This is a genomic window from Rhizobium sp. AC27/96, assembly GCF_001692325.1.
GTDB lineage: Bacteria > Pseudomonadota > Alphaproteobacteria > Rhizobiales > Rhizobiaceae > Rhizobium.
The window spans coordinates 134,803-159,957 of the sequence record NZ_LXKN01000073.1; the positions used below are offsets into that span (position 1 = coordinate 134,803).

Consider the following 25,155-nt stretch of genomic DNA (forward strand, 5'->3'; position numbering starts at 1 on the left):
GATGCGGCTCCCTCCGCTCAGATCTCGAAATTGACCATGTTGCGCATGATGTAGACGCCAAGCGACATCCAGATGCCGGCGCCGATCATGATCAGGTGACCGCGCGGATCCGTGAACAGGACCAGCATGTATTGCGGCGACGTCAGATAGACGAGTATCATGACAATGAAGGGCAGAGTGCCGATGATCACGGCGGACGCCTTTGCTTCCATCGACAGCGCCTTGACCTTCGCCTTCATCTTCTTGCGCTCGCGCAGGACGCGCGAAAGGTTGCCCAAAGCTTCCGACAGGTTGCCGCCCGCCTGGGCCTGAATGGTGATGACGATTGCGAAGAAGTTTACTTCCTGCAACGGCATGTGAGTACCCATGCGCCCGCAGGCATCCGTCATGCTGAGACCGACCTGTTGCGCTTCGACCACGCGGCGGAACTCGGTCTTGACCGGCTCCCGCGCCTCAGCCGCGACCAGCCGGACGGCGTCGTTGAGCGGTAGACCGGAGCGAATGGAGCGCGTGATAAGATCCAGCGCATTGGGGAGCTCTTCGAGAAACTTGTTCTGCCGGCGCTTGATGAGGATACTCACGATCCAGCGCGGCAGCCCGAAAATCGCAGCAAATGGCAATCCCAGAATGACGAGGAGCGGCGCGCCGAGAATGAAAAGAACGAACATGACGAACAGGCCGAACAGCACGCTGAAAAGATAGAAGCGGGACGGCGTCAACGACAGGCCTGTCTGAGGCAGGCGTGTTTTCAGCGACTGCTTCTTCTTCGTGTTTTCCGACTGGCGCTTTTCCAGATCCTTCAGCGTGTCCTGAACCGACTTCCGCCGCTTGGACATTTCCTGAACACGGTCACGCGTCGCCTTGACCTTTACGCGATCGGTCTCGGCCTGCTTGACCCGATTGACGCGGCTCTCGGTCTTCTTCTGCGTCTCAATGCGCGAATATAGGACGCCATAGCAGATCGCACCCGCCGAAACGGCTGAAAGCAGGACGATCAGTAGCACTGCGGGGTCAACGCCGAACATCGGAAATCCTATTTGGCTTTCTGTTCCATCTCGTCGAGGGCGGCGGCGAGGCGTCTCTCCTCGTTATAATAACGGGCGCGGTCCCAGAAATGCGGCTTGCCGATGCCGGTGGACACGTGCCGGCCGATGATGCGGCCGTTCGCGTCTTCACCCTCCATTTCGTAGCGCATCAGGTCCTGCGTGATGATCACATCGCCTTCCATGCCGATCACCTCGGTGATCTGCGTAATGCGGCGCGAACCGTCACGCAGACGCGCAGCCTGAACGATTACGTCGACGGAGGTGGAAATGATCTCGCGCACGGTCTTGGCCGGCAGGCTGAAACCGCCCATGGCAATCATCGATTCGATACGGCTCAGGCATTCGCGCGGCGTGTTGGCGTGGATCGTCCCCATGGAACCATCGTGGCCCGTGTTCATTGCCTGCAGCAGGTCGAAAACCTCCGGGCCGCGCACTTCGCCGACGATGATGCGTTCGGGGCGCATACGCAGGCAGTTCTTGACGAGATCGCGCATGGTGATTTCGCCCTCGCCCTCGATATTCGGCGGACGCGTTTCGAGGCGGACCACATGCGGCTGCTGCAACTGCAGTTCGGCGGTGTCTTCACAGGTGATGACGCGTTCGTCGCGGTCGATATAGTTGGTAAGGCAATTCAGAAGCGTGGTCTTGCCCGAGCCCGTGCCGCCGGAAATGACGACATTGCAGCGCACGCGCCCGATGATCTGGAGAAGCGTTGCGCCCTCGGGTGTGATGGCACCGAAGCGGACGATCTGGTCGAGCGTCAGCTTGTCCTTCTTGAACTTACGAATGGTCAGCGCCGGACCGTCGAGCGACAGCGGCGGCGCGATGACGTTGACGCGCGAACCATCCGGCAGGCGGGCGTCGCAGATCGGGCTCGATTCATCGACGCGGCGGCCGACCTGGCTGACGATGCGCTGGCAGATGGAGAGAAGCTGTGCATTGTCGCGGAAGCGGATTTCCGATTCGACCGTCTTGCCGGCGACTTCGATGAAGGTCTGTCCGGCTCCGTTGACCATGATGTCGGAAATGTCGTCGCGGGCCAAAAGCGGCTCCAGCGGACCATAGCCAAGCACGTCGTTGCAGATATCCTCGAGCAGTTCCTCCTGCTCGGAAATCGACATCGCAAAACTTTTGATCGTGATGATATCGTTGACGATATCGCGGATTTCCTCACGTGCGGCTTCGTTGCCGAGCTTGGAAAGCTGCGACAGGTCGATCGTGTCGATCAGCGCGGCAAAGACCTGCGATTTGGTGTCGTAATATTCTTCGGTGCGCGCCGACCGGCGACGGCTGGGCGTCTGCATCGGCGGCGGAACCACCTGTTGACGCTGCTGCGACTGATCGCGAGACGGCTCTATCAGCACGGCGGGTGCGGCGGGCGTGCCGGCTGCGGCGGGCGCGCGCGCCGGCTGCGGCACAACGCCACCGCTCTTTGCTGGACCTTCATTTCCGCGCTTGCCAAACATGCCTTCAATCCAATTCTAATGCTGCAGCATGATTTTCAGGAAGGGGATACCTTTCAAAAATCCATGCCAAATCAAACGACTACTTCCGCTTCAGCAGGCCAAGCAGACCGCCCTTTCTCGCCTTCTTCAAAGCGACGCGCCCCGTAACGATGTGCGATATCTGCGAAAAGATCTCGGTGACCGGCGACTTCGGATCCGTCTCCGAGATCATCTGGCCGCTATTGGCGGCATTGCCGAACAGATTGATGTCGAAGGGGATGATGGCAATCGGATCGACCTCCAGCGGAGCACAGAATTCCGACGGATTGATCTCCGGGCGCTTCGGCATGCCCACCTGGTTGAGAATGAGGTGTGGCGCCTTGTCGTTGGGGCGCAGCTTGCGCAATGCATCGATCAGGTTCTTGGCGTTGCGCAGATTGGCAAGATCGGGTGCGGCGCAGATGACGACCTCATCGACCGCCCCAAGCACCGAACGCGTCCATTCCGTCCAGACATGGGGGACATCGAGAACCGCCACAGGCGCGCTGCGCTGAAGAACATCGAGCACCGGCAGGAATGCCGGCCCATCGAAATCATAGGCGCGATCCAGCATGGAAGGCGCCGCCAGCAACGATAGATGCTGCGAGCATTTGGTCAGCAGTCGATCGAGGAAAACCTCGTCCAGACGTTCCGGCGAAAACACGGCTTCGGCGATGCCCTGGGCGGGGTCCTGATCGAAATCGATGTTTGCCGTGCCATAGGGCAAGTCGAGATCGGCAAGAATGGTCTCGGTCGAGAACAGGCTCGATATCCCGAAGGCACAATTATGGGCGATGGTGGATGCGCCCACGCCGCCCTTGGCGCCGATGAAAGCGATGCTGCGGCCAAGCGGCTCGGCGTCGGGATCGATGAAAATCCCCGCCATTGCCGTCATGAGATCAGCCATGTCCATCGGCTGCACGATGTATTCGGAAATGCCGTTGCGGATGAGCTCGCGGTAGAGGCTGATGTCGTTGTGATAGCCCACGATGACGACCTTGGTACTGGGATCGCAGACCGCGGCGAGCGGTGCGAGTTCCGCCAGCAGATTGCGCGGGTTGGCGCGCGTTTCGAGAATGATCAGGTTCGGCGTCGGCGTCGATGCGAACATGTTCGCGGCGGCTGCCGTGCTGCCGCTGGTGATCCGCAGGCTGACCTTGGACATGCGCCTGTCATTGGCGCACTGGTCCATCACCCGCTGCAGCTGTTCGCTTTCGCAGAAAGCGTGCACCGAAATGCGCGGCAACGGCCGCAGATTATCGAGATTGCCCGAGCGCGGGGCTTCCTCGGCGTCCGCTTCAGTCGATTCGATGTCGTAATCGATGGCGTTCATGGTCTCATCCTGTTTCGCCGGCCCTCTGCTCTCAATTTCCGCCTCCGGAACCTAACCCGGTGAGTGTCGACGTACTGGTTGGGGTCGCGCCAGTGCGATAATCGCTGATCACCTTGCTGCGCTGATCGGCGTCGATCGGCGTCATTGCGCGAGGTGAAACCAGATCGGTGGGATTGGCGACCTGCGCGGCGAGATTATGCTGCGTTGCGCAGCCGAAATTATAGTAATTCTGATTGTCGAAAGCATTGTCGGCGAGATCATCCGGCCACTGACCACATGAATTGGTGGCTGCTGTCGTCGCTGTGAAGCGCAGTCGTATCGGCGCAGCATCCTCGGGGCCACCGGCGACATAGTAGCTGTCGACGACGCGGCCCGAGGGTATGCCGTTTGTCACGAGTTCCCTGCGAATCTGCTGGCGTAGCGCAGATGCGGCCACGGCATTGACCGACTCTCGCGGCGAGAGGATTTCGACGGTTCCGCTTGCATGCGCCCGATAGTCCTGCACGAAGCCGCGGATGGTATCGCGCATGCCGGTGGTCAGATGTCGGTCGCTGGCGGACACCGGTATGTCGATATTATGTTCCTTCTCCGTCAGCACGATCGGGTGGCGCTGACGATAATCATCCTTGATGGCGCTAGTGGTCATGCCGTCCGGGGAGCCGGCGCAACCGCCGAGCACCGCCGTCAGGATGAACATCGGAGCAACAAGGGCCAATGCCGGAAGCCGGGGCCGGACGGTACGAGGCGTATTGCGGTCGAGGCTGGCCATCTTGTGATCTCTGGTTGATCCGGTTTGAAAGATGCGCATCATGATCCGTATCCCCTCATTTGTAGATGAAGCCGACGGTGCCGTGGAAATCGGCATCGGCAACCGGCGGCGCATCCTTGCGGCCGTAGATCTTGTTGACACGGTTCATGAAGAAGACGCCGGCATCGTTCGACGGCGAGAAATTGTCATCCGGACGGGCGAGCTTGTCGCGCGCCACCGGGCGCACGAGATATGGAGTGGCGATGATGACAAGCTCACTTTCGTCACGCTGAAAGCTCTTCTGGCGGAACAAGGCACCCAGGAGCGGGATTTTTGATGCTCCAGGCGTTCCCGAAGTGGTCTGCTGCACATTGTCGCTCAGGAGGCCGGCAAGGGCGATCGAGCCTCCGGACGGCAGCTCGACCGAGGTATTGGCGGCACGCTGGTTATAGGTCGGGGTTGCCGACGATGCGACCGGTTCGGAGACCTGGGTCTGCACATGCAGGCTGATACGGCCGCCGGCAAGAACAACGGGCGTGAACGCCAGTGTAATACCGTAGGTATACGGCGTGATGGTCGTGTTGCCGTCCTTGTCGGTCGTGGAATAGAGCGTCTGGCCGCCGGAATTGAATGTTGCGGCCTGTCCCGAAATCGCTGTCAGCGTCGGCTCCGCCAGGGTACGCACTGCGCCTGCCTGTTCGAGAGCGTTCAGATAGCTGCTGATATTGTATTTGCCGAGGGCATATTTGAAGAGCGTCGAGAGACCGCCGGCGCCGGTCGCGTTGGTCGGATCACCGTTCACTCCCACGAAATTCGTGGTTCCGGTATTTCCTATATTGCCGAGCTGCGCCACGCCCAGGCCGGAGGAGTTGCTGACCAGATTGTCAAAACCGATCTGCTTCAGCACGCTGCGCTTGATCTCGGCGACCGTGACCTTGAGCGTCACCTGATCTTCGCCTTCGATCTGCAGCATATTGACGATCTGCGAGGACTGGCGTCCCTCGGCGAAGAGCGCAACCGAGCTGTCGCCGCCGGTGCCGGAGGCCGTCTCCGTGCGGGTCGTCGCTTCACCACCCTTCAGAAAGGCCTGGGCGAGCTGTTGCGCGCGGATCGAATCCTGCGGCGTGCGCACCATGCCCGTCAGGACGATATTGTCGGAGATGATCTCGACGTTGATATCGGAGTCCGGAATGAAACGCTTGATATTGTCCTGCAGGCCGGCAATGTCGCGTTCGATCTGAAGATCGAGGCTGACGATCTCCTTGCCGTCCGCGCCAAAGACGAAGATGTTCGTCTGGCCCACCGTCTTGCCGAACAGATAGATGCGGCGCGATGTGCGCGTTACGGCATCCGCCATCTTCGGGTCGGACACAAGGATATCATGAGCGTCAGCCGGCAGATCGACCACAAGCGCCTTGTTGAGGCCGAGTTTCAAAGTGCGCTTCGTGCCGAGACCGGCAATGGTGACGATGCTGTCGGAACCGCCAGCAAGCGCTGCCTGCGTGCGCAGGAACGCCGGAATGTTTGCCAGCGGCAGCCCCGCAAATGCAACAGAGAAGGATAGAGCCGCAGCAAGGGGGAGGCTGGCTTTCCTGCTTATCTTGAACATGATCCCGCCCCTTCTCATTGTGCTTTCGGCCCGCTGGGGCCATCGGTCACGATTGTTCCCGACTTGATGACCTGTACGAGCCCGCCGCCATTATCGCCGGCCAGCAAATAGTCGGCCGCGGTCGTATCGGGCTGCTGCGCGTCGGCGACGGAGCGCAATGCCAATGTCAGCCGGTCCGCCATCTGATGCGCGACGGCCAGGACTTTCGTCTGGTCCGGTGTCAATTCAAGCGTTGCGGTGGCGCCGACCACAGCCTTGCCGCCATCCTGCTTTTCCTCGATCTGCTGATCGACAGCCAGCACCCGCACATTGCTGAGCACGGTCTCGGTGACGAGCTGCTGCTGCGAGCCCTTGCGAACCATGATGACATCGACACGGTCGTTCGGGAGGATGAAGCCGCCGGCGCCGGTGGAGACGGAAATCTCGGTGGCAACGGCACGCTTGCCCGACGGCAGGAGCGAAGACAGGATGCCGCTGCTGGAATCAGCGACCTTTTCCTCACGAATCGGTTCGCCTTCGAAGATCGGCAGGCGGACGACCGCGCCGTTCAGATCCTTCAGGGCGTCGGGTCTTTGATTTTCGGTGATGAGACCCTTGACGACACCACCTTCCGGCCATGCCATCCAATGGACCATCTGCTCGTTCAACCGCGAGCCGACGGGCAGATTGGCGCTTGCGACGAGAACATTGACAGTCGCTTCCTTTTCCACAACCGCCGCAATCTGCTGCGGTACGATATCGCGCTTGCCAGCCAGACGCATCGCCAGCATGCCGGCCAGACCTGCCGCGACGGCCGCCACTGCGAGTATCATTATGCGAGCGGGTTTCATGGTCATTCCTTGGGGAATAGGATTCTTCGCCCCGTAGAATGCTCCGCAATTGGTGTAATTATGGTTAACGGTAGGTTACATTTATTATTACTTAACCATCAATACTTGATATATATTAGAAAAAACATATACGATGATTTGAGTTAAACTGGCGGCTTTCGGCTCAAAGCACTCCTCGGGTCGCGGCGATCAGGAGCGGCGACGAGGGAAAGGCGAGCACGCCTCCAATGGCGATGGCGATGCCGTATGGAATTTTCTTGGCGACCACCAGCGAATTCGGCAGGGGAAGACCCATGGCCATGATGATGTTGGATTGCGATCGAAGCAGAACGATCAGCACCGTCAGCACGCCGCCGATAAACGCGACATAGACGAGGAATTCCAGAAGAGAGGTGTCGAAGCCGAACCAGAGCGTGGCGGCTGCCAGAAGCTTGGCATCGCCGCCGCCCATGACGTTCAGCGCGAAGAATGCGAAGCAGGCAAGAAAGACAAGGCCGGCACCGGCAAAATGCATACCGATTTCCGGAAGTGACAATCCGAAAACGGGCGCCAACACCAGAAATGACACCGCAAGCGCCAAGGAAACGCGATTTGGGATCGTCATCGTCAGCAGATCGGAGATCGCTGCAATCGACATGCAGAGCGGAAAGATAAGTAAAGCCGCGACTTCCAGCATTTCACCCGCCCATACCGTTTTATCAAACCTTAAAGCCGCCCAAATGCCTTGGGCGGCTTATTAATATCAAAAGCCGCTGAGCGTATATTGACTACGCTTAGTACTTGGTAGCGGCGTTGTTCATCTTGTTCGAGATGTTCTGGAAGGTAGTGCTGAGCGTAGAGCCCAGGGTGGTTGCGCCGGTGATGATGGCGACCGAGATGAGAGCTGCGATCAGACCGTATTCGATTGCAGTCGCGCCGGATTCGTCCTTCAGGAAGCGCGAAAAAAGCTTGGACATAAATTTAACTCCACTTTGTTGACAGCACGTCCGTCAACTGTTGCCGTTGATCGGATGAGTTGCACGGTAGCCTCGTGCCGTTTCCATCGCTTTAAGGAAGTGGGTTAATAGGCTGTAAATCTCGAAGCTCAAAAAGAATAGTTAATGGCGAGCTTATGTCTTCCTATCCATTTTTAAAGAAAATCTTCAGCTAAAAAGAAACTATTAGATGTATGAATATTAGGACGATATGCGATTTGCCCCAAAGTAATGCATGCTGGGCGTAGAAAATCCGAAGTCGAAGCCAAGGATGGCACATTTGCATCATATTCGAACGGCCAGAGCTTGTCTTAATCGTTCATTCACCATTCTTTCTCATTCTGTCCGGCAAATCCTTTCGTCATATGCTTCAAGAGGCTCAACCATGCCAATCGGCGGCAAAACCGCATTTCTTATCGGTATCGTCGCCCTGGCCGGCATGACGCCGCAGCTCTCGCACGCTGCCGGAGAAAGCATGCTGCGCGTCTATATGGATCACGCGCGCGTATTGAAGCTCGATCGCCCGGTCGCCAAAGTCATCGTTGGAAACTCCCAGGTCGCCGACGCAACCGTGGCGGACCCGAAGACCATCGTCTTGACCGGCCGTAACTTCGGAACAACGAACATCATCCTGCTAGATGCGGACGGCAATGCCATCGTTGACGAGCAAATCCTGGTGTCGATCGATGAAGGCAATACGGTCCGTGTCTTCCGCCAGACCGATCGCGCCGTATTGTCATGCGCGCCCAATTGCGAGCAGCATGCGCAGCAACAGAACAATACTCCAGGGGCCGCGCCAACCGGGCAATAGCCTTATTTATTATTTCAAATATTATAAAGTACTATATAAGTATTGCCTTCTTATTAATAATACCGACTTCCTTTAAATATAAAGAGAGAAGCGAAACGGATTATCAAGAAAGCATCTCTAGTTTCGTCCGCGTGTAAATCGCCGCGGATGTTCGATGATATCAGACGAAAATATTTCCGGGAGCAATAATTCAGCGCGGCGACGCGCCCGCGGAGGCTTGCGCAAACTCGTCCGGTCGCGCGATGGGGCTGCCGCCATCGAATTCGCCCTGCTTGCCATTCCCTATTTCCTGATCGTCTTTGCAATCATCGAAACCTTTGTCGCCTTTACGGCCGAGCAAGTCGTTTCCAATGCGGTCGATACCCTGTCGCGCCAGATCAGAACCGGGCAAATGACAGCGGCCAACACCACTCAGCAGCAGTTTCGCCAGGCATTCTGCAACGAGATCTCGGTGTTGATCACCTGTTCAACGACGGAAGTAGCGACACCTGCCAGCCTCTATCTGGATGTCGAAAGCTATTCGACCTTCGCCGCCATGCCGACCACCATTCCGCGGCAATCGTCGACGGACCCCTACTCCGATCTCAACACAACCGGCTTTGCATTCGCACCCGGCGGCGCGAAGACCCTGAACATGGTGCGTGCCTATTATCGCTGGCAGATCATCATCGATTTGCTGCGTCCCTATCTCAGCAACATCAAGCCTTCGGATGGCTCGATGCCGACGACCTATCTCATCGTTGCCACAGCGGCTTTCCAGAATGAGAACTATCCATGAGCGAGCAATCTAGGATTGAGAAGGAAGGCGTGTCCTTCGGCATCCTGCGGCGCTTTGCCCGGGATCAGCGGGGCGTCGGCGCGATCGAATTCGCCATTCTCTTCCCCGTGCTGCTGATGCTTTACCTCGGCGCTTTCGAGCTTACCGTTGGCCTCAACGTTTCCAAGCGCGCCAGCCGCGCGGCCGGATCGGTTGCGGATATCCTGTCGCAGCGGTCAAGCGTTGTAAAATCGGACCTGGCGACAATGCCCTCCGTAGCGAGCGCCATCTTTGCGCCCTACGCCACCACCGGCCTGACGTTGAAGATCACCGGCATCGCTGTCGATGCCAGCGGCAATGCTACCGTTGCATGGTCCTGGGCGCAGGATGGGACAAGGCCCTATTCTCCCGGCACCGCTCTCACTGTCCCGAACAATATGAACCAGGCAAGCACCTTCCTGATACGCAGCGAGCTTGCCCTCCCGTATCAGCTCCTCAGTTTCGGAACCAATTTCCTGCCAAGCGGCACAAACCAGATCACGATCAGCCGGCAATATTACTATCGCCAGCGCGTCGGCAGCTCGATCAGCTGCAGCGATTGCTGACCCCCGCGCCGCGCCGAACGGTCCGCGGCGGCTCCAAACGGAAAATTGCCAAGTCGATGCCTCCGTTATATGGGTGACGTCCAAAGCACCGGGCAGAAGCTGCAGGGTGCTATGATCTTTATCGGGTGATCTATGGCGCGCGCCTTTCTTTTCGTTCTGGACTCTTTTGGCGTCGGTGGCGGCCCGGATGCGGCAAGCTATGGCGATGAGGGCGCCGATACGCTCGGCCATATCGCCGAATTCTGCGCCGCAGATGCCGCCGACCGCGAAGGTCTGCGCCAGGGGCCGCTAGCTTTGCCGAACATGTCCGCCTTCGGGTTGCTGGAGATCGCCAAGGCGGCCACCGGCAACTATCCGGTCGGGATGCCGCAGCCGGAAAGGCTATACGGCCTCTATGGCTGCGCCAGCGAGATTTCACGCGGCAAGGACACGCCATCAGGCCATTGGGAGATTGCCGGAACGCCGGTTACGTTCGATTGGGGTTACTTTCCGACGGAGGGCGACGCCTTCGCGCCGGAGCTGGTGAAGGCCATCTGCGAGGCAGCCAACCTGCCCGGCATTCTCGGCAATTGTCATGCTTCCGGCACGGATATCATAACCAGGCTCGGCGAGGAGCATATCCGCAGCGGCAAGCCGATCTGCTACACCTCGTCGGATTCCGTCTTCCAGATCGCCGCCCATGAGCAGCATTTCGGGCTCGGTCGGCTGATCGAGCTCAGCAAGATCGTGCGTACCCTGCTCGATCCCTACAATATCGGCCGCGTCATCGCCCGCCCCTTCATCGGCGAGACTGTGGCGACCTTCGAGCGGACCGGCAACCGCCGTGATTTCTCGGTGCTGCCGCCGGAACCCACCCTGCTCGACCGGCTGGTCAAGGCTGAGCGTAAGGTCCACGCCGTGGGCAAGATCGGCGATATCTTCGCCCATCAGGGTGTTTCGAGGGTCATCAAGGCCAATGGCAACATGGCATTGATGGATGCCACACTGAAGGCCATGGACGAGGCCGAGGACGGCGATCTCGTCTTCACCAATTTCGTCGATTTCGACATGCTCTACGGCCATCGCCGCGATGTGCCGGGCTATGCGGCGGCGCTCGAAGCTTTCGATGCCCGGCTGCCCGAGATGTACAAAAAGCTGAAGGCTGGCGATCTCGTCATCCTCACCGCCGATCACGGCTGTGACCCGACATGGCGCGGCACGGATCACACGCGCGAGCGCGTGCCGATCATGGCTTATGGACCGGGCATCCGCCCGCGCTCAATCGGCGTCCGCCAGACCTACGCCGATATCGGTGAGACTGTCGCACAACATCTGGGAATTGCGGCAGGGCCGCATGGGAGGAGTTTCCTTTGACATCGCATTTGAAGAAGGTGGAGCTGCATTGCCATCTGGAAGGCGCGGCTCCGCCGGCGCTGACGCTTGCACAGGCGCAGAAGTATAACGTCAATACCAGCGCATTCCTTAAGGACGGCGTCTATCTCTGGAAGGATTTTGCCGAATTCCTCGTCTGCTACGACAAGGTTTCCGAGGTCTACCGCACCGAGGAAGACTATGCGCTGCTGACGGAAACCTATCTCGAAGAGCTTTCCGCCATCGGCACGATCTATAGCGAGCTGATCGTTTCGCCCGACCATGGCGACCGCATCGGCCTCGGCGCCGACGCCTATATGGCTGGCGTTTCGGCCGGCATCCGTGCCGCCAAAGCAAAGACCGGTATCGAAGCGCGGCTCATCGTTACCGGCGAACGCCATTTCGGTCCGGATCGTGTGGTGAAGGCTGCCGAATATGCGGCCAAAAGCGACAATCCGCTGATAACAGGCTTCAACATGGCCGGCGAGGAGCGCATGGGCCGCGTTGCCGATTATGCCCGCGCCTTCGATATCGCCCGCGAGGCCGGTCTCGGCATAACAATCCATGCCGGCGAAGTCTGCGGCGCCTTTTCGGTTGCCGATGCCGTTGAGCTGGTGCGCCCGGCGCGTATCGGCCATGGCGTGCGCGCCATCGAGGATGCGGATCTGGTCAAGCGCCTTGCCGATCTCGGTACCGTGCTGGAAGTTTGCCCCGGCTCCAACATCGCGCTCAACGTCTTCCCGGATTTCCAGTCACATCCCCTGCGCAAGCTGCGTGACGCCGGCGTGAAAGTGACGATCAATTCCGACGACCCGCCCTTCTTCCACACCTCGCTGAAGCGGGAATACGAGCTGGCATCATCGGCCTTCGGCTTTAGCGACGACGATATCAACGTGATGACGCGCACGGCGATCGAGGCGGCCTTTGTGGACGAGGCGACACGGGCAACGCTGCTGGCCAAGATTTAATTTTACAACGTCGTTGTGAATGGTCTTTTTCTCTACCTTCTGGGCATTGACTGATTTGGTATTTTTCTCTTGTCTAGATCGTATATTTAGTTTCAATTCAATTTATAGATGAATTTGAGGCTTTTATACATGCTAAGATTGATAATTGCCCTGTTTGCGACATTTGCAAGCATATCAGGAACGGCGTGCGCGGACGACAGTGAGCGCAATCGTGTAACAACCGCAGCAGCTTACCTATCTGTTTGCCCACTTCTTACGCCGGGACCGGAGTTTGCTGCCGCAACCGCACGAGTTGTCAGCAAATCTCTAGAAGCTGGTCTCGTCAAAGAGCGCTGGGATAAAATTTCCACCCTCAAAAATAGAACGTTGAACGATCTGTGCGGCGAGGCAATGGACCTCTATGGGAAAAATGGCTCAAGAGACACTAACTGGTTGATTAAAAAGGGTATTGTTGGCGTTTCCTTTGAAGAGATTGTCGCAGCTGGCGACAACGGCCTTCCCAACAGCACAGAACGTCAAGTAGTCAGCAACTACGTTAGTGTGGCTCAGGCAAACAGATGTCAGGGATTTAAAACCGCCGCCGCAATACACATATATCTGGCGAAATATGGAATAGATGCCAGCGATTTCGGAGAAGGCGGCCGATTGCAGTTTTTATACGCCGCCGAACAGCTACGCTTCCTGGAATGGTTCGACCGAAACCCTTCCTCTGTTGAGGAGGCAAAGGTCAACGACAGCGCTTGGGCCGCCTTTTGTCTCGCGCAGATTGCCAAATTTGGCCCCGATGGGACAATTTATCCCAACGCACTAATCAAAAAATAATCAGCAATCATCGGATGCGCTTGGGGATGACATCACCCTCTTTTCCCTATTTTCTTGCACCAGAGGCGATTTCCGTGAAAGAAACATCTCATATCACGGAATTATTGGAAGGCTGAACCCATGGACGGCGTCACTGTCATCGATCACCCGCTTGTGCAACACAAGCTCACAATCATGCGCAAGAAGGAGACGTCGACAGGGAGCTTCCGCCGCCTGCTGCGCGAGATTTCGACGCTGCTCTGTTACGAAGTGACGCGCGATCTGGAACTGACGATCGAGACGATCGAAACGCCGCTTCAGCCGATGGATGCGCCGATCCTCGAAGGCAAGAAGCTGGTCTTCGCGTCGATCCTGCGCGCCGGCAACGGTCTGCTTGAGGGCATGCTCGATCTCGTGCCTTCGGCGCGCGTCTCGCATATCGGCGTCTACCGCGATCACGAGACGCTGCAGCCGGTCGAATATTACTTCAAGGCGCCGGAGGATGTTTCCGAACGCCTGATCATCGTCGTCGATCCGATGCTGGCAACCGGCAATTCCTCGATCGCCGCCATCGACAAGCTGAAGGAGCGCGGCGCTCACAATATCCGCTTCCTGTGCCTGCTGGCTGCTCCGGAAGGCCTTGCCAATTTCCGGGCGGCGCATCCGGATGTGCCGGTCTTCACTGCGGCCATCGACAGCCATCTGAACGAGTTGGGCTATATCGTGCCCGGCCTCGGCGATGCTGGCGACCGCATGTACGGCACGAAGTAAATTCGGCACTATACTTTTCTTCAGGGCCCGGCAGTCTTCAACTGTCGGGCTTTTTATTGATTGCCTTAGCGGCATTTCAGCAAATCTGGCTTACACATGGTGATGCCCGCAGGAGGGGCCTTGCCGATGCTCGTTCGTCTTCTTGTCGTTGCCGGTGTTATTGCCGCTGGGGCTACCCAGGTGCCGATGCTCGTGAACGAATACGACAAAGCCACTCAGAAGCCGGCACCGGTAGAGGCGGTTTCACTTGCACCGGAAAAGATCGAAGCTCCTGTTTCCTATGGCAGCGTTTTGCTGCGCGCCAATGCGGGCGGCCACTATCAGGGTGACTTCACGATCAATGGCCGGTCAGTGCATGGAATGATCGATACGGGCGCGACCTATGTCGCCATCAACGAAAGCACAGCGCGCGGCCTTGGCTTCAGCAGTGTCGATCTCGACTATCGCTACACGATCCAAACCGCGAATGGCGCTTCCAAGGTCGCCCTCGTCAAGCTCGAACGCCTGGAGATCGGCAATATACGGGTCCGCGATGTCGAGGCTGTGGTGGCGAAAGACAATGCCCTGGTGACGTCGACCTTGATCGGCATGAGCTTCCTGAAGAGATTGAAGTCCTACAGCGTCCAGAACGACACGATGCGCCTGACGCAATAGCTGCGCGTCAGATCCGCGTGACGATGACGGGCGGCAGATCGGGCGCTGCTTCGACGAGGCTATAGTTAGCCGCCAGGTCGGCTGCGGCCTTTTCCGCGCTCGCCTCGTCCGTCGCATGAACAGTCGCGATACGATCGCCCCTGCTGACCTTCGTGCCGAGCGGCAGGATATCGCTGAAACCGACACGATGGTCGATCTTGTCCTGAGGTCGACGGCGCCCGCCGCCCAGATCGATGACACCAACGCCGATCGCACGCGCGTCGCAGGCACCGAGCCAGCCGTCGGAAGAGGCCAGAACCGGCTTTTGCACGGGTGCAGCCGCCAGATATCGATCAGAGTTTTCGAGGAGGTCAGCCGGACCGCCGAGACCATGCACCATGCGGCCAAACACCTCGGCTGCCTTGCCGGAGGAAATGGCGTCGCGCGCCCTGCTCTCCGCCTCGGCATTGCTCGCAGCGATGCCGGCCTGAACAAGCATCTCGACGGCAAAGGCCAGCACCACCGTTTCCAGCCGTGTGCCCGCCTTCTTGCCCTTCAGGAAACCCAGGCAATTGCTTAGCTCAACGACATTGCCGGCCGCATCAGCCAAAGGCTGGTTCATGTCTGTAATCAAGGCCGAGGTTTTCACGCCGGCATCGTTGGCGACTTCCACCAGCGAGCGCGCCAGCGTCTCCGCCTCTTCCTGCGACGTCATGAAGGCGCCGCTGCCGATCTTAACGTCGAGTACCAGGGTTTCCAGCCCAGCCGCCAGTTTCTTCGACAGGATCGAAGCGGTGATCAGGGGCGCGGAATCGACGGTCGCGGTAACATCCCGCACCGCATAAAGCTTGCCGTCGGCGGGCGCGAGCGCACTGGTCTGGCCGATGATGGCGCAGCCCACCTCGCCAACCACCTTGCGGAAACGGGCGGCATCCGGGGTAATTCCATAGCCGGGAATGGATTCCAGCTTGTCGAGCGTGCCGCCGGTGTGGCCGAGGCCCCGGCCGGAGATCATGGGAACTGCGAGACCACAGGCCGCAGCGATAGGGGCGAGCATCAGCGAGACATTGTCGCCGACGCCGCCCGTCGAATGCTTGTCGGCGATCGGCCTACCGATGCCTTCCCAGGAGAGCGTATCGCCCGAGCGCGCCATGGCGAGCGTCAGGGCCACCGTCTCTTCCCGCGTCATGCCGCGAAACCATACGGCCATGGCAAATGCGCCGATCTGGCTTTCCGCCAATTCGCCGCGCGCCAATGCACCGACGAAGCCTTCGATGTCGGCGGCCGACAAAGTGTCGCCGTTCCGCTTCAACCGGATGATTTCCTGCGGGATCATCGGATCAATAGCCTGACGAAGCTGTCTTTGACTCTCCGCCGGCCAATACGCTGAGGATATCGTCGAGCAGGCTCGATGCGCCGAAACGGAAGGTCGAGGGCATGGCCCAATCCGGCGTCATGATGGTCTCGGCGAGGCTGAGATACAGTGCCGCATCGGCCACCGAACCGATACCGCCGGCTGGCTTGAAACCGACCTTGCGGCCGCTGGCGCGGATTGCCCGCAGCATGATGTCAGCCGTTTCGAGCGTCGCGTTGACGGCAACCTTGCCCGTGGAGGTCTTGATGAAATCCGAGCCTGCGTCGATAGCAAGCTCGGAGGCGCGCTGGATCAGCGCGACATCTTTCAGCTCGCCGGTTTCAAGGATCGTCTTCAGGATGACCGGTCCCTTGCACTCGGCCTTAACAGCAGTGACCATATCGGTAACGGCCTGTTCATTGCCGGCCAGAAACGCGCGATAGGGAATGACGAGGTCGATCTCGTCGGCGCCATCGGCAATGGCCTCGCGGGCTTCGGCAGCAACATCGGCAACTTCCATGTCGCCAGCGGGAAAATTCACCACGGTCGCGATCTTGACCGCATGGCCGGTCCCGAGAATGCCGCGCGCCTGGGCGACGAAACGCGGCCAGATGCAGATGGCGGCGGTATTGCCATAGGGCGACTGGGCGCGGGCGCAAAGCGTCTCGATCTGCGCGGGCGTGCAATCATCCTTGAGATTGGTGAGGTCGAGCAGGGAAAGCGCAACGGCCGCCGTTTCTCTGAGGGAATGGCTCGTCATTGGGAATCTCCTCCGTCCGCAATCATTTCTTTCAGGATGGCGGCAAGACGCGCGCCACCGACCGGAGCCATGTCCTTGGTCTCGTCATGCGAGAGTTCACCACCGGTCATGCCAGCACCATAGTTAGTGACGACGGAGGCTGCGGCAACCCTAAGCCCGAAAAGACGCGCCAGAATGACTTCCGGCACGGTCGACATGCCCACGGCATCGGCACCCAGAATACGCGCCATGCGGATTTCCGCCGGCGTTTCGAAGCTCGGTCCGGAGAACCACATATAGACGCCGTGTGACAGCTTGATTTCGGCCTTTTCCGCCGCCTTGCGCATGCGCATGATCAGATCGCTGTCATAGGCGCTGGTCATGCCGACGAAGCGCTTGTCGCTTTCCTCGCCGATCAGCGGGTTCATGCCGGAATAGTTGATGTGGTCGGTGATCTGCATCACCGATCCGGGCGGCATCTCCTCGCGCAGCGACCCGGCCGAGTTCGTCAGGATCAGCGTATCGACACCGAGCGCCTTCAAGGTCTCGATCGGCACGCGCATGGCGTTGGCGTCGCCCTTTTCATAGTAATGCACGCGGCCCGACAGCATGATGACCGGGACATCACCGAGCTTGCCCGCGACCAGCGTGCCGGCATGGCCCGAGACTGCGCTGACGGGGAAGCCGGGCAGTTCGGCATAGGGAATGCGCAGGGCGTCACTCACCTGATCGACAAGCGAGCCAAGGCCGGAGCCGAGGATGATGCCGTAGCGCGGCTTCAGATCGCCGAGCTTCTCCCTGAGAATATCGATGGCGGCACTCATCCGAGTATCTCAGTTTCAAAGCTGAAGGGCAGTAGCTCGTCCATGGTCATGGTCTTCCTCACGCCGGTTTCGTCGCAAAGATAGATCCGCGTTTCCTTGCTGGCAAATTCGGCGATCTTCTGCCGGCAGCCGCCGCAGGGCGGGCACAGCGGCAGCTTTTCGGCGATGACGGCCATTTCGACGATCTTCTTGGCGCCGCCCATGATCATATGGCTGATCGCCGTGGGTTCGGCGCACCAGCCCTGCGGGAAGGACAGGTTCTCGATATTGGCGCCGGCATAGATCTTGCCGTCTTCGGCGCGGATCGCCGCGCCGACGGGGAATTTCGAATAGGGCGCATGAGCGAAAGCCATCGCTCCGCGCGCGGCTTCGAACAGATCGTGCGACATGGACTAGCGCTCCTTGGTATAGGGCACGCCACCGGCCTTCGGAGGCTTGGCGACGCCGATGAAGCCTGCGAGCAGGATACAGGTCAGAATATAGGGCAGCGCCTGGAAAATCTGTACCGGCGCCTCGCCAATGCCCGGAATCGTCTTGCCCTGCATGAAATTGGCGAAGGCATCGAGGAAGCCGAACAGAAGGCAGGTGAACATGATCGGCACCGGCTTCCATTTGGCGAAGATCAGCGCGGCGAGAGCGATATAGCCCTTGCCAGCCGACATATTGTTGATGAAGGCGGCCGACTGGGCGATGGAGAGATAGGTGCCGGAAAAGCCACAGAGAACGCCGGCGACGATCAACGACCTGTATCGCAGCCACTCGACCGAAATGCCGGCGGTATCGACCGCGCCGGGATTTTCACCGACGGCACGCAACCGCAGGCCGAAACGGGTGCGATAGAGGATCCACCAGGAAATCGGCACGGCGAGGAAGGCCAGATAGGTCAGGATATTATTGCCGGAAATGACATTGGCATAGAGCGGCCCGATGAAGGGTACGTCGCGAATGGCATCGGCGCCCGGCAGGGTGATGGCGGAAAAGCGCGAGGTGGCCGGCAGCGTCGGCGTGCGACCACCCTGCCCGAACCAGGCCTGGCCGAGAACGATGGTCAAGCCGGCCATCAGGAAGTTGATGGCGACGCCCGAGACGATCTGATTGCCGCGATTGGTGATCGAGGCAAAACCGTGCAGCAGGCCGACGGAAACCGACACGAAGACGCCGGCGCCAAGCCCCGCCCATGGCGAGCCGCTGATCGAGGCGACACAGGCCGCCGCAAAGGCTGATGCCAGCATCTTGCCTTCGAGGCCGATGTCGAAAATGCCGGCACGCTCGGAAAACAGGCCCGCCAGTGCGGTAAAGATCAGCGGAATCGACAGGCGAATGGTCGAGCCAAGTATGCTGATGAGAAGATCATAATAGTCAGTCATGTGATCCTCACGTCCTGGCGAATGTTTGATAGATACGCACGAGTGCCGGCCGGAACATATATTCCAGGGCGCCCGCGAACAGGATGACGAGACCCTGGATGACCACGATCATGTCACGCGTGATGTTCGGCATGTCGAAGGATAGCGCGTCGCCACCCTGGTAGAGGATGCCGAACAGGATCGCCGCCAGAATAATGCCGAAAGGATGGTTCCGGCCCATCAGCGAGACGGCGATGCCGACGAACCCGGCACCGAGCACGAATTCGACCTGCAGGCGGGCCGACGAGCCCATGACCGGATTAAGCGCCATCATGCCGGCGAGACCGCCCGAGATCAGCATGGCGATGATAACCGTACGGGCATAGGGAATACCGGCATAGACGGCGGCCGTCGGGCTGAGGCCGAGCGTGCGCATCTCGTAGCCGAGCTTGGTGCGCCAGACGAGCACCCAGACCAGCACGCACATGACCAGAGCGATCAGGAACGACACGTTCAAGGGTGCGGCACCGATGGTGGAGCCGAATATGGCCATCAGCCAGTCGAGCTTCGGAAGCTGACCACCCTCGAGGAAGGTGCGGGTTTCCGGCGCCATCTTGCCCTGCACGATCAGCACATGCACCAGGATGAAGTTCATCATCGCCGAGGCGATGAAGTTGAACATGATTGTGGTGATGACGACATGGCTGCCGCGCTTGGCCTGAAGCCAGGCGGGAATGAGCGCCCAGAGCGCACCGAAGATTGCTGCGCCGATCACCGCGAAGGGCATCGTCACATACCAGGGCACATATCTGTCCAGGGCCAGAGCGACCAGAGCACAGCCAAGGCCGCCGACATAGGCCTGGCCTTCCGAGCCGATGTTGAACAGGCCGGCATGGATGGCGACGGCGACCGAAAGGCCAGTGAAGATGAAGCTGGTGGCATAGTAAAGGGTAAAGCCGATGCCCTCTCCGCTGCCAAGAGCACCCTGCAGGAGCAGGACCAGCGCATCAAGCGGGCTCTCGCCGATGAACCAGACCACGAGGCCCGAAATCAGGAAAGCAACGATCAGGTTGAGGATGGGGATCAGGCCGTAATTGATCCAATTTGGAAGCGGAACGGAAGCGGTACTCATCAAGGCCTCACGCGGCAATGCCGGCCATCATCAGGCCGAGCGTTTGTTCACCGGCCTCGGCCGACTTTTCCCCGACCACATGGCCGGCGAACATGACAAGGATGCGGTCCGACAATGCGCGGATCTCATCCAGTTCCACCGAGACCAGCAGGATCGCCTTGCCGGCATCGCGCATCTCGATGATGCGGCGATGGATAAACTCGATCGCACCGATATCGACGCCGCGTGTCGGCTGGCCGATCAGGAGAGCCTTCGGATCGCGCTCGATTTCGCGGGCGACGACGATCTTCTGCTGGTTGCCGCCGGAGAAGTTGGCGGTCTTCAGCCGCGCATTCGGCGGACGAATATCGTATTTCTCGATCTTCTCGATCGCGTCCTTGCGCATGGCGTCGAGATCGAGCATGCCGCCGCGCCCGTATTTGCGGTCACGGTGATAGCCGAGCATGGAATTTTCATATTCCTCGAACTTGAGGACGAGGCCCATGTGGTGGCGATCTTCCGGAATATGGGCAAGGCCAAGGTCGCGAAGCACCGCGGGATCGGCGTTGCCTATCGGCTTGCCATGCAGGAGGATTTCGCCCGAGGCCGGCTTGCGGATACCGGCAATCGCCTCCAACAGCTCGGACTGACCGTTTCCGGCAACGCCGGCAATGCCAACGATCTCGCCGGCGCGGACATCGAAGGAGACATTGTCGACCATGGTAACACCACGGCCATCCTTGACGGTGAGGTTGCGCACCGAAAGCAGGACATCGCCGGGATTGGCGGCGCCCTTCTCGACGCGCAACAGCACGCGACGGCCGACCATCAGTTCGGCCAGTTCTTCCACCGTGGTTTCCGCCGTCTTGCGGGTGGCGACCATCTCGCCGCGGCGCATGACCGACACCGTATCGGTGATCGCCATGATTTCGCGCAGCTTGTGGGTGATGAGAAGGATCGTCTTGCCCTGATCGCGCAGCACCCGAAGAATGCGGAACAGATTGTCGGCCTCGGCCGGTGTCAGAACGCCGGTTGGCTCATCGAGGATGAGGATCTCGGCGCCGCGATACATGGCCTTCAGGATTTCGACGCGCTGCTGCTGGCCGACGGGAAGCTCTTCGATCACCGCATCCGGATCGACGTCCAGGCCGTAATCCTTTTCCAGCCGGCCAAGTTCGGCGCGCGCGGCGGCGACGCCCTTGGCAAGCAGCGCGCCGCCTTCGGCGCCCAGCATCACGTTTTCAAGGACGGTAAAATTCTCGACCAGCATGAAGTGCTGGTGCACCATGCCGATGCCGGCTGATATCGCCGCCTGGCTGTCACGGATGGTGATGGCATTGCCGTTGACGCGGATCTCGCCGCTGTCGGCCTGATAGAATCCGTAGATGATCGACATCAGCGTCGATTTCCCGGCACCGTTCTCACCGATGATCCCGTGGATCGAACCTTTGGCGACGGTCAGGTTGATATCTTTGTTGGCGTGGACTGCACCGAACTTCTTGTCGATGCCCACGAGCTCAATGGCAGAGGTCTGGCTCACAATAATAGGCTCCCGAAACCGGATTCAGGATAAGAAAAGGGCGTATGACGTTTTGATCCGTCATACGCCCTTGTTTCATATCAGCTCTTCGGGCAGGCGTTGTCGACCGTATAGTCGTGGACCTTGACGGTACCGGCGACGATATCGGCACGAGCCTTGTCGACAGCAGCCTGGATAGCCGCGGTGACGAGTGGCTTGTTATTGTCGTCGATAGCAACGGTGACGCCGTCTTCCTTCAGGCCGAGCTCCTGGGTGCCGGGCGTGAACTTGCCGTTCTTGGCATCGGAGAAGGCGTTGTAGACGGCCAGGTCGACGCGCTTGACGACCGAGGTCAGAACCGAGCCCGGATGCAGGTAGTTCTGGTTGCTGTCGACGCCGATCGAAAGCTTCTTGTTGTCGGCAGCCGTCTGCAGCACGCCGAGGCCGGTCGCGCCGGCAGCCGCGTAAACAACGTCGGCGCCCTGGTCGATCTGGTTCTTGGTGAGCTCGCCGCCGCGAACCGGGTCGTTCCAGGCAGCGCCGGTCGTGCCGGTCATGTTCTGGAAGACTTCGATCTTCGGATTGGTGGCGCGGGCGCCCTGCTCGTAGCCACATTCGAACTTGCGGATCAGCGGAATGTCCATGCCGCCGACGAAGCCGACCTTGCCGGACTTCGAGGACAGAGCAGCCATGACGCCTGCGAGGTAGGAGCCTTCGTTTTCCTTGAACTTGACGGAGCGGACGTTCGGCAGATCAAGGCTGTCGTCGATCAGCACGAATTCGGTCTTCGGATATTCGGCAGCAACCTTCTGGAGAGCCGAGGTCCAGGCAAAGGAGACGGCGATGACCGGGTTGAAGCCCTTGCTGGCGAAGTTGCGCAGCGCCTGTTCGCCCTGAGTGTCGCCGGTCGGCTCGAAATCGCGATAAGCGATGCCGGTTTCCTTCTTGAACTTTTCAGCGCCGTTATAGGCAGATTCGTTGAACGACTTGTCGAACTTGCCGCCGGTTCCGTAGACGATCGCGGGCTTGATATCGGCCGCAAGCGCCGTCGCCGACATGGCGGCCAAGGCGAAAAGGGTCAGAAGGGATTTTTTCATGAGTCGCAGCCCTGTTGTTGCTATCTTTGTTGGGTCCTCCCGCAAGCCCGTTGACCGGGCATGTCTGCGGAAACGCCGGCCTCCCCCGAGGCCAAGCTAGCGAGCATCCTTGCATGGCTGCATGAAAAATTCACGAGAAATTTTTCAGTTGGTAAAATTTTGTGGGAATTGCTGAAAACCCGCTCAAAGGAGCCGTTTTTTAAACAATTTTGCTTTCAAGCTGCGATTTTAATAGTCATTAAGGCGGTTTTTACTTCCTTGCGGTCCATGGCCAGACCTGTCCGCAAGCGCCTTTTCCGGAAGCCCGAAATCCCCGAACAGCATAGCTCCCGGAAGCGCTTTACGGCGCGTCAGGCGCTGAACCGACCGATCAGCGGCGGTCGCTTGTAAGCGACCATCCACAGCAGCAGCGAGATCACCAGGAACACGGCGAAAGCCGGCTGAAACAACAGCCACTGCATCGCCATGTCGTAGAAGCGGGGATGAATGTAATAGGCGATCGCCGAGCGAACCGTGGCCAGCGATGACGGGCTGACATCATTCCAGGCGTCGCCCATCGGGGTCAGGACCACCGCCGAGGCAGCGACAGACTGGATGGAATCGATGGTTCCGGCGATGACCGCAACCACCAGCGCGACGAGACTGCCAAAACGCAACAGGAAACGCATAAAACCCTCCGGATACTCAATTATCCCGGCCGTACACGCTTGGCCGGTTGCATTCTTTTTCCGCCCTTTGACTTAGATAAGTTGAGAATGAAACAAACGCAATGGAGGGCAAGCGCGTAGTTTTTTGTCCAGAAGTCAAAAAACTGTCAGATTCGGGTTGATCCTGGAAAATTCATCGGTATATATCGCGCCGTTCCCACAATAGCTCCTTTATCGGATGCGAAGGTGCAGATGGACAGGTGGCCGAGTGGTTTAAGGCGCACGCCTGGAACGCGTGTGTGCGTGAAAGCGTACCGTGGGTTCGAATCCCACCTTGTCCGCCATCAGGCTCCAGCGCAGCATAGCGTCTAGAGTGTGGCTGGGTCGTAGAATAAGTATTCTCTCTATATTGTTTGCTCTCGGCACGGATGTGCCTGATCGCAGTCGTTCGCTATTTGTGTAAGGCCGTGATTGCGGGCGCGGCTGACCATTGAGCAGAGCCTGCCGGCAATCGGCAAAGCCGGATCGGCGCAAACAGCGATGTGGAAATGCTGAACGATGGAAAGCCGCAGAGCCGGATTTCCGGCTCCACGGCTCTGTGAACTAAGCAGCCTTCAGATACTGCAATCCCTCGACATCTCTCCGCAGTGCGGTGACGCCCGATATTCCGGTCAATGCCGCGGTCCAGCTAAAATCTAAAAGATGCCGGGCCGCTAAATATTGAGTTCAGCCCTCGGGCTGCGCCAAAGGAAACACCCAGGTACCATCAAGGATTTCCGCCCGTGGGCGAAAGAGGCGTACCGTATAATTCCACCCTTCCGTGATCGGCAGACAGTTCGGGATTTTGCCATCGCATCCGCCGAATTGAATGGTGACTGAACCGTCCGGCCCTCTCTTCGCGGTGACGCTGTTCACCGAATAGGCGCTAAAGGGGTTTGGCACGAGATAGCCCCTGTCGTTGTAGACGGTCAGTGACCAGAAGCCGTCCACGGGCACATCCGCGACCTTCAGTTTGTGAATGACGTTGCCGTTGTTCTGGATCGGTGTCGTTGGGAGATAGAGGGCATCCTTCTCAGGGAACCCGCCCCACAACATGGCACTTCCAATCAGATGCTTGACTGGATCGACCTCGTTTTCGCTGCCGCCAAACATGTGTCGCGTGTCTGAAACCGTCGTCCCAAGCTGTTGGAGCGCCGATTGCACCTTTTTGAGGCTTTTCTCATCCCAATTGGGGATTTCGAACGTACCGGGATGCTCCTGGCTCAGTGTCACCGCATCCTGTAAGGCATGAACCTGCCCGACATCTCCCTCATTCGAGAAATTGACAAGGAAACGAACGACAGCGATGGCGTAGCGTGTGCGAATCTTCTCTTTCGTCAGCGTGTGGGTGCCCGCCCCGTAAAAGGTCGACACCGTGTATTGATCTTCATTGACGATCTGCATCCCCATGAAGCGCTTGCCGGCGTCTGGAAGCGTAATCGTCACCGGCCCAGCATCGAGATCCACAATCGCAAAGGAATACAACGTGTCACGGTTGGGACGGACAATGCCTTGCTGCGCGGGAGGGGCAAGCTCGCGGCCATGCTTAAATCTTCCGAAGCCGCCGCTCTTGACCACTCCGGCAAAATTAACATCGGTTTGAGCGCGGTTGTAGCTTTCGAAAGTCACAGGCTCTGTTGGCGAAGCACTTGTCTGCGCGAACGCAGCGGAACCTATAACCCCCAGCGCCATAACCGCAACAATCCTCAATCCGGCGTTTCCCATCGTGGTTCGTCCTAATAACGCTGATTTCTCGCAA

Annotated in this window: 26 protein-coding genes and 1 tRNA gene; 9 read left to right on the forward strand and 18 right to left on the reverse strand. The window is 58.9% G+C overall.

Annotation, left to right across the window (positions count from 1 at the left end):
* Positions 1-17 precede the first annotated feature (17 nt).
* The 8 genes from A6U86_RS32890 to A6U86_RS32925 all read right to left on the reverse strand — a co-directional run bounded on the left by A6U86_RS32890 (position 18) and on the right by A6U86_RS32925 (position 8,006).
* Complete coding sequence (locus A6U86_RS32890; protein ID WP_068400861.1) at positions 18-1,025, reverse strand: type II secretion system F family protein; 1,008 nt, start codon at positions 1,023-1,025, stop codon at positions 18-20.
* 8 nt (positions 1,026-1,033) lie between these two features.
* Entirely contained in the window at positions 1,034-2,512 is a 1,479-nt protein-coding gene (locus A6U86_RS32895) for a CpaF family protein (protein ID WP_068400864.1), read from the reverse strand.
* Between the two features lie 79 nt (positions 2,513-2,591).
* Positions 2,592-3,863: a CpaE family protein gene (locus A6U86_RS32900; RefSeq protein ID WP_068400867.1), complete on the reverse strand. Its 1,272-nt coding sequence runs from the start codon at positions 3,861-3,863 to the stop codon at positions 2,592-2,594.
* Between the two features lie 31 nt (positions 3,864-3,894).
* On the reverse strand, positions 3,895-4,674 hold the full coding sequence (locus tag A6U86_RS32905; RefSeq protein ID WP_244510145.1) for a CpaD family pilus assembly protein: 780 nt from the start codon (positions 4,672-4,674) through the stop codon (positions 3,895-3,897).
* A gap of 13 nt (positions 4,675-4,687) precedes the next feature.
* Entirely contained in the window at positions 4,688-6,220 is a 1,533-nt protein-coding gene (locus A6U86_RS32910; RefSeq protein ID WP_068400870.1) for a type II and III secretion system protein family protein, read from the reverse strand.
* Positions 6,221-6,234: 14 nt separating this feature from the next.
* Positions 6,235-7,050, reverse strand: coding sequence for a Flp pilus assembly protein CpaB (cpaB, locus tag A6U86_RS32915; RefSeq protein ID WP_068401182.1), 816 nt, complete (start codon positions 7,048-7,050; stop codon positions 6,235-6,237).
* 163 nt (positions 7,051-7,213) lie between these two features.
* Positions 7,214-7,726 carry a prepilin peptidase gene (locus A6U86_RS32920; RefSeq protein WP_068400873.1) on the reverse strand — a complete coding sequence of 171 codons (513 nt, stop codon included), beginning with the start codon at positions 7,724-7,726 and terminating at the stop codon, positions 7,214-7,216.
* Between the two features lie 97 nt (positions 7,727-7,823).
* On the reverse strand, positions 7,824-8,006 hold the full coding sequence (locus A6U86_RS32925; protein ID WP_068400876.1) for a Flp family type IVb pilin: 183 nt from the start codon (positions 8,004-8,006) through the stop codon (positions 7,824-7,826).
* A 403-nt stretch (positions 8,007-8,409) separates the two neighbouring features.
* Here A6U86_RS32925 and A6U86_RS32930 point away from each other — a divergent pair, with 403 nt between their 5' ends.
* From A6U86_RS32930 to A6U86_RS32965, 8 genes are all read left to right on the forward strand, one after another.
* Complete coding sequence (locus A6U86_RS32930) at positions 8,410-8,835, forward strand: pilus assembly protein N-terminal domain-containing protein (RefSeq protein ID WP_068400879.1); 426 nt, start codon at positions 8,410-8,412, stop codon at positions 8,833-8,835.
* Positions 8,836-8,989: 154 nt separating this feature from the next.
* A complete protein-coding gene (locus tag A6U86_RS32935) occupies positions 8,990-9,613 on the forward strand; it encodes a TadE/TadG family type IV pilus assembly protein (protein ID WP_068400882.1) in 624 nt (207 codons plus the stop codon).
* The gene (locus A6U86_RS32940; protein ID WP_068400885.1) at positions 9,610-10,197 is read left to right on the forward strand and encodes a TadE/TadG family type IV pilus assembly protein; all 588 of its coding nucleotides are present in this window, start codon (positions 9,610-9,612) and stop codon (positions 10,195-10,197) included. Before A6U86_RS32935 ends, A6U86_RS32940 begins: the two co-directional genes overlap by 4 nt.
* A gap of 132 nt (positions 10,198-10,329) precedes the next feature.
* On the forward strand, positions 10,330-11,550 hold the full coding sequence (locus tag A6U86_RS32945; RefSeq protein ID WP_068400888.1) for a phosphopentomutase: 1,221 nt from the start codon (positions 10,330-10,332) through the stop codon (positions 11,548-11,550).
* The gene (locus tag A6U86_RS32950; RefSeq protein WP_068400891.1) at positions 11,547-12,515 is read left to right on the forward strand and encodes an adenosine deaminase; all 969 of its coding nucleotides are present in this window, start codon (positions 11,547-11,549) and stop codon (positions 12,513-12,515) included. The genes A6U86_RS32945 and A6U86_RS32950 overlap by 4 nt, the downstream gene beginning before the upstream one ends.
* Before the next feature lie 129 nt (positions 12,516-12,644).
* Entirely contained in the window at positions 12,645-13,337 is a 693-nt protein-coding gene (locus A6U86_RS32955) for a hypothetical protein (RefSeq protein ID WP_141683866.1), read from the forward strand.
* Positions 13,338-13,457: 120 nt separating this feature from the next.
* Positions 13,458-14,087 carry a uracil phosphoribosyltransferase gene (gene upp / locus A6U86_RS32960; RefSeq protein ID WP_068400897.1) on the forward strand — a complete coding sequence of 210 codons (630 nt, stop codon included), beginning with the start codon at positions 13,458-13,460 and terminating at the stop codon, positions 14,085-14,087.
* A 126-nt stretch (positions 14,088-14,213) separates the two neighbouring features.
* Positions 14,214-14,741 (forward strand): TIGR02281 family clan AA aspartic protease, encoded by a 528-nt coding sequence (locus A6U86_RS32965; protein WP_068401184.1) that lies wholly within the window; start codon positions 14,214-14,216, stop codon positions 14,739-14,741.
* 7 nt (positions 14,742-14,748) lie between these two features.
* Here A6U86_RS32965 and deoA read toward each other — a convergent pair whose 3' ends face one another.
* The 9 genes from deoA to A6U86_RS33010 all read right to left on the reverse strand — a co-directional run bounded on the left by deoA (position 14,749) and on the right by A6U86_RS33010 (position 23,378).
* Complete coding sequence (gene deoA / locus A6U86_RS32970) at positions 14,749-16,056, reverse strand: thymidine phosphorylase (protein WP_068400899.1); 1,308 nt, start codon at positions 16,054-16,056, stop codon at positions 14,749-14,751.
* Positions 16,057-16,060: 4 nt separating this feature from the next.
* Entirely contained in the window at positions 16,061-16,834 is a 774-nt protein-coding gene (gene deoC, locus A6U86_RS32975; RefSeq protein ID WP_068400902.1) for a deoxyribose-phosphate aldolase, read from the reverse strand.
* On the reverse strand, positions 16,831-17,637 hold the full coding sequence (locus A6U86_RS32980) for a purine-nucleoside phosphorylase (RefSeq protein WP_068400905.1): 807 nt from the start codon (positions 17,635-17,637) through the stop codon (positions 16,831-16,833). Before A6U86_RS32980 ends, deoC begins: the two co-directional genes overlap by 4 nt.
* Positions 17,634-18,026 (reverse strand): cytidine deaminase, encoded by a 393-nt coding sequence (locus tag A6U86_RS32985; RefSeq protein ID WP_068400908.1) that lies wholly within the window; start codon positions 18,024-18,026, stop codon positions 17,634-17,636. Before A6U86_RS32985 ends, A6U86_RS32980 begins: the two co-directional genes overlap by 4 nt.
* Positions 18,027-18,029: 3 nt before the next feature.
* Positions 18,030-19,004: an ABC transporter permease gene (locus A6U86_RS32990; protein ID WP_068400910.1), complete on the reverse strand. Its 975-nt coding sequence runs from the start codon at positions 19,002-19,004 to the stop codon at positions 18,030-18,032.
* A gap of 7 nt (positions 19,005-19,011) precedes the next feature.
* Positions 19,012-20,115 carry an ABC transporter permease gene (locus A6U86_RS32995; protein ID WP_068400913.1) on the reverse strand — a complete coding sequence of 368 codons (1,104 nt, stop codon included), beginning with the start codon at positions 20,113-20,115 and terminating at the stop codon, positions 19,012-19,014.
* A gap of 7 nt (positions 20,116-20,122) precedes the next feature.
* On the reverse strand, positions 20,123-21,634 hold the full coding sequence (locus A6U86_RS33000) for an ABC transporter ATP-binding protein (RefSeq protein WP_068400916.1): 1,512 nt from the start codon (positions 21,632-21,634) through the stop codon (positions 20,123-20,125).
* Between the two features lie 80 nt (positions 21,635-21,714).
* On the reverse strand, positions 21,715-22,710 hold the full coding sequence (locus A6U86_RS33005) for a BMP family protein (RefSeq protein ID WP_068400919.1): 996 nt from the start codon (positions 22,708-22,710) through the stop codon (positions 21,715-21,717).
* A 350-nt stretch (positions 22,711-23,060) separates the two neighbouring features.
* The gene (locus A6U86_RS33010) at positions 23,061-23,378 is read right to left on the reverse strand and encodes a hypothetical protein (RefSeq protein WP_068400921.1); all 318 of its coding nucleotides are present in this window, start codon (positions 23,376-23,378) and stop codon (positions 23,061-23,063) included.
* A gap of 233 nt (positions 23,379-23,611) precedes the next feature.
* On the opposite strand from A6U86_RS33010, the gene A6U86_RS33015 reads away from it, so the two are divergent.
* Positions 23,612-23,701, forward strand: a tRNA-Ser gene (locus A6U86_RS33015).
* Between the two features lie 382 nt (positions 23,702-24,083).
* Here the strand turns inward: A6U86_RS33015 and A6U86_RS33020 are convergent.
* On the reverse strand, positions 24,084-25,121 hold the full coding sequence (locus A6U86_RS33020; RefSeq protein WP_083197065.1) for a DUF1254 domain-containing protein: 1,038 nt from the start codon (positions 25,119-25,121) through the stop codon (positions 24,084-24,086).
* Positions 25,122-25,155: the final 34 nt, after the last annotated feature.

Excerpts from the sequence above, each read along its gene's own strand:
- A6U86_RS32890 (WP_068400861.1), bottom strand. The coding sequence starts at position 1,025 with ATGTTCGGCGTTGACCCCGCAGTGCTACTGATCGTCCTGCTTTCAGCC.
- A6U86_RS32895 (WP_068400864.1), bottom strand. The coding sequence starts at position 2,512 with ATGTTTGGCAAGCGCGGAAATGAAGGTCCAGCAAAGAGCGGTGGCGTT.
- A6U86_RS32900 (WP_068400867.1), bottom strand. The coding sequence starts at position 3,863 with ATGAACGCCATCGATTACGACATCGAATCGACTGAAGCGGACGCCGAG.
- A6U86_RS32905 (WP_244510145.1), bottom strand. The coding sequence starts at position 4,674 with ATGATGCGCATCTTTCAAACCGGATCAACCAGAGATCACAAGATGGCC.
- A6U86_RS32910 (WP_068400870.1), bottom strand. The coding sequence starts at position 6,220 with ATGTTCAAGATAAGCAGGAAAGCCAGCCTCCCCCTTGCTGCGGCTCTA.
- cpaB (WP_068401182.1), bottom strand. The coding sequence starts at position 7,050 with ATGAAACCCGCTCGCATAATGATACTCGCAGTGGCGGCCGTCGCGGCA.
- A6U86_RS32920 (WP_068400873.1), bottom strand. The coding sequence starts at position 7,726 with ATGCTGGAAGTCGCGGCTTTACTTATCTTTCCGCTCTGCATGTCGATT.
- A6U86_RS32925 (WP_068400876.1), bottom strand. The coding sequence starts at position 8,006 with ATGTCCAAGCTTTTTTCGCGCTTCCTGAAGGACGAATCCGGCGCGACT.
- A6U86_RS32930 (WP_068400879.1), top strand. The coding sequence starts at position 8,410 with ATGCCAATCGGCGGCAAAACCGCATTTCTTATCGGTATCGTCGCCCTG.
- A6U86_RS32935 (WP_068400882.1), top strand. The coding sequence starts at position 8,990 with ATGATATCAGACGAAAATATTTCCGGGAGCAATAATTCAGCGCGGCGA.
- A6U86_RS32940 (WP_068400885.1), top strand. The coding sequence starts at position 9,610 with ATGAGCGAGCAATCTAGGATTGAGAAGGAAGGCGTGTCCTTCGGCATC.
- A6U86_RS32945 (WP_068400888.1), top strand. The coding sequence starts at position 10,330 with ATGGCGCGCGCCTTTCTTTTCGTTCTGGACTCTTTTGGCGTCGGTGGC.
- A6U86_RS32955 (WP_141683866.1), top strand. The coding sequence starts at position 12,645 with ATGCTAAGATTGATAATTGCCCTGTTTGCGACATTTGCAAGCATATCA.
- upp (WP_068400897.1), top strand. The coding sequence starts at position 13,458 with ATGGACGGCGTCACTGTCATCGATCACCCGCTTGTGCAACACAAGCTC.
- A6U86_RS32965 (WP_068401184.1), top strand. The coding sequence starts at position 14,214 with ATGCTCGTTCGTCTTCTTGTCGTTGCCGGTGTTATTGCCGCTGGGGCT.
- deoA (WP_068400899.1), bottom strand. The coding sequence starts at position 16,056 with ATGATCCCGCAGGAAATCATCCGGTTGAAGCGGAACGGCGACACTTTG.
- deoC (WP_068400902.1), bottom strand. The coding sequence starts at position 16,834 with ATGACGAGCCATTCCCTCAGAGAAACGGCGGCCGTTGCGCTTTCCCTG.
- A6U86_RS32980 (WP_068400905.1), bottom strand. The coding sequence starts at position 17,637 with ATGAGTGCCGCCATCGATATTCTCAGGGAGAAGCTCGGCGATCTGAAG.
- A6U86_RS32985 (WP_068400908.1), bottom strand. The coding sequence starts at position 18,026 with ATGTCGCACGATCTGTTCGAAGCCGCGCGCGGAGCGATGGCTTTCGCT.
- A6U86_RS32990 (WP_068400910.1), bottom strand. The coding sequence starts at position 19,004 with ATGACTGACTATTATGATCTTCTCATCAGCATACTTGGCTCGACCATT.
- A6U86_RS32995 (WP_068400913.1), bottom strand. The coding sequence starts at position 20,115 with ATGAGTACCGCTTCCGTTCCGCTTCCAAATTGGATCAATTACGGCCTG.
- A6U86_RS33005 (WP_068400919.1), bottom strand. The coding sequence starts at position 22,710 with ATGAAAAAATCCCTTCTGACCCTTTTCGCCTTGGCCGCCATGTCGGCG.
- A6U86_RS33010 (WP_068400921.1), bottom strand. The coding sequence starts at position 23,378 with ATGCGTTTCCTGTTGCGTTTTGGCAGTCTCGTCGCGCTGGTGGTTGCG.
- A6U86_RS33020 (WP_083197065.1), bottom strand. The coding sequence starts at position 25,121 with ATGGGAAACGCCGGATTGAGGATTGTTGCGGTTATGGCGCTGGGGGTT.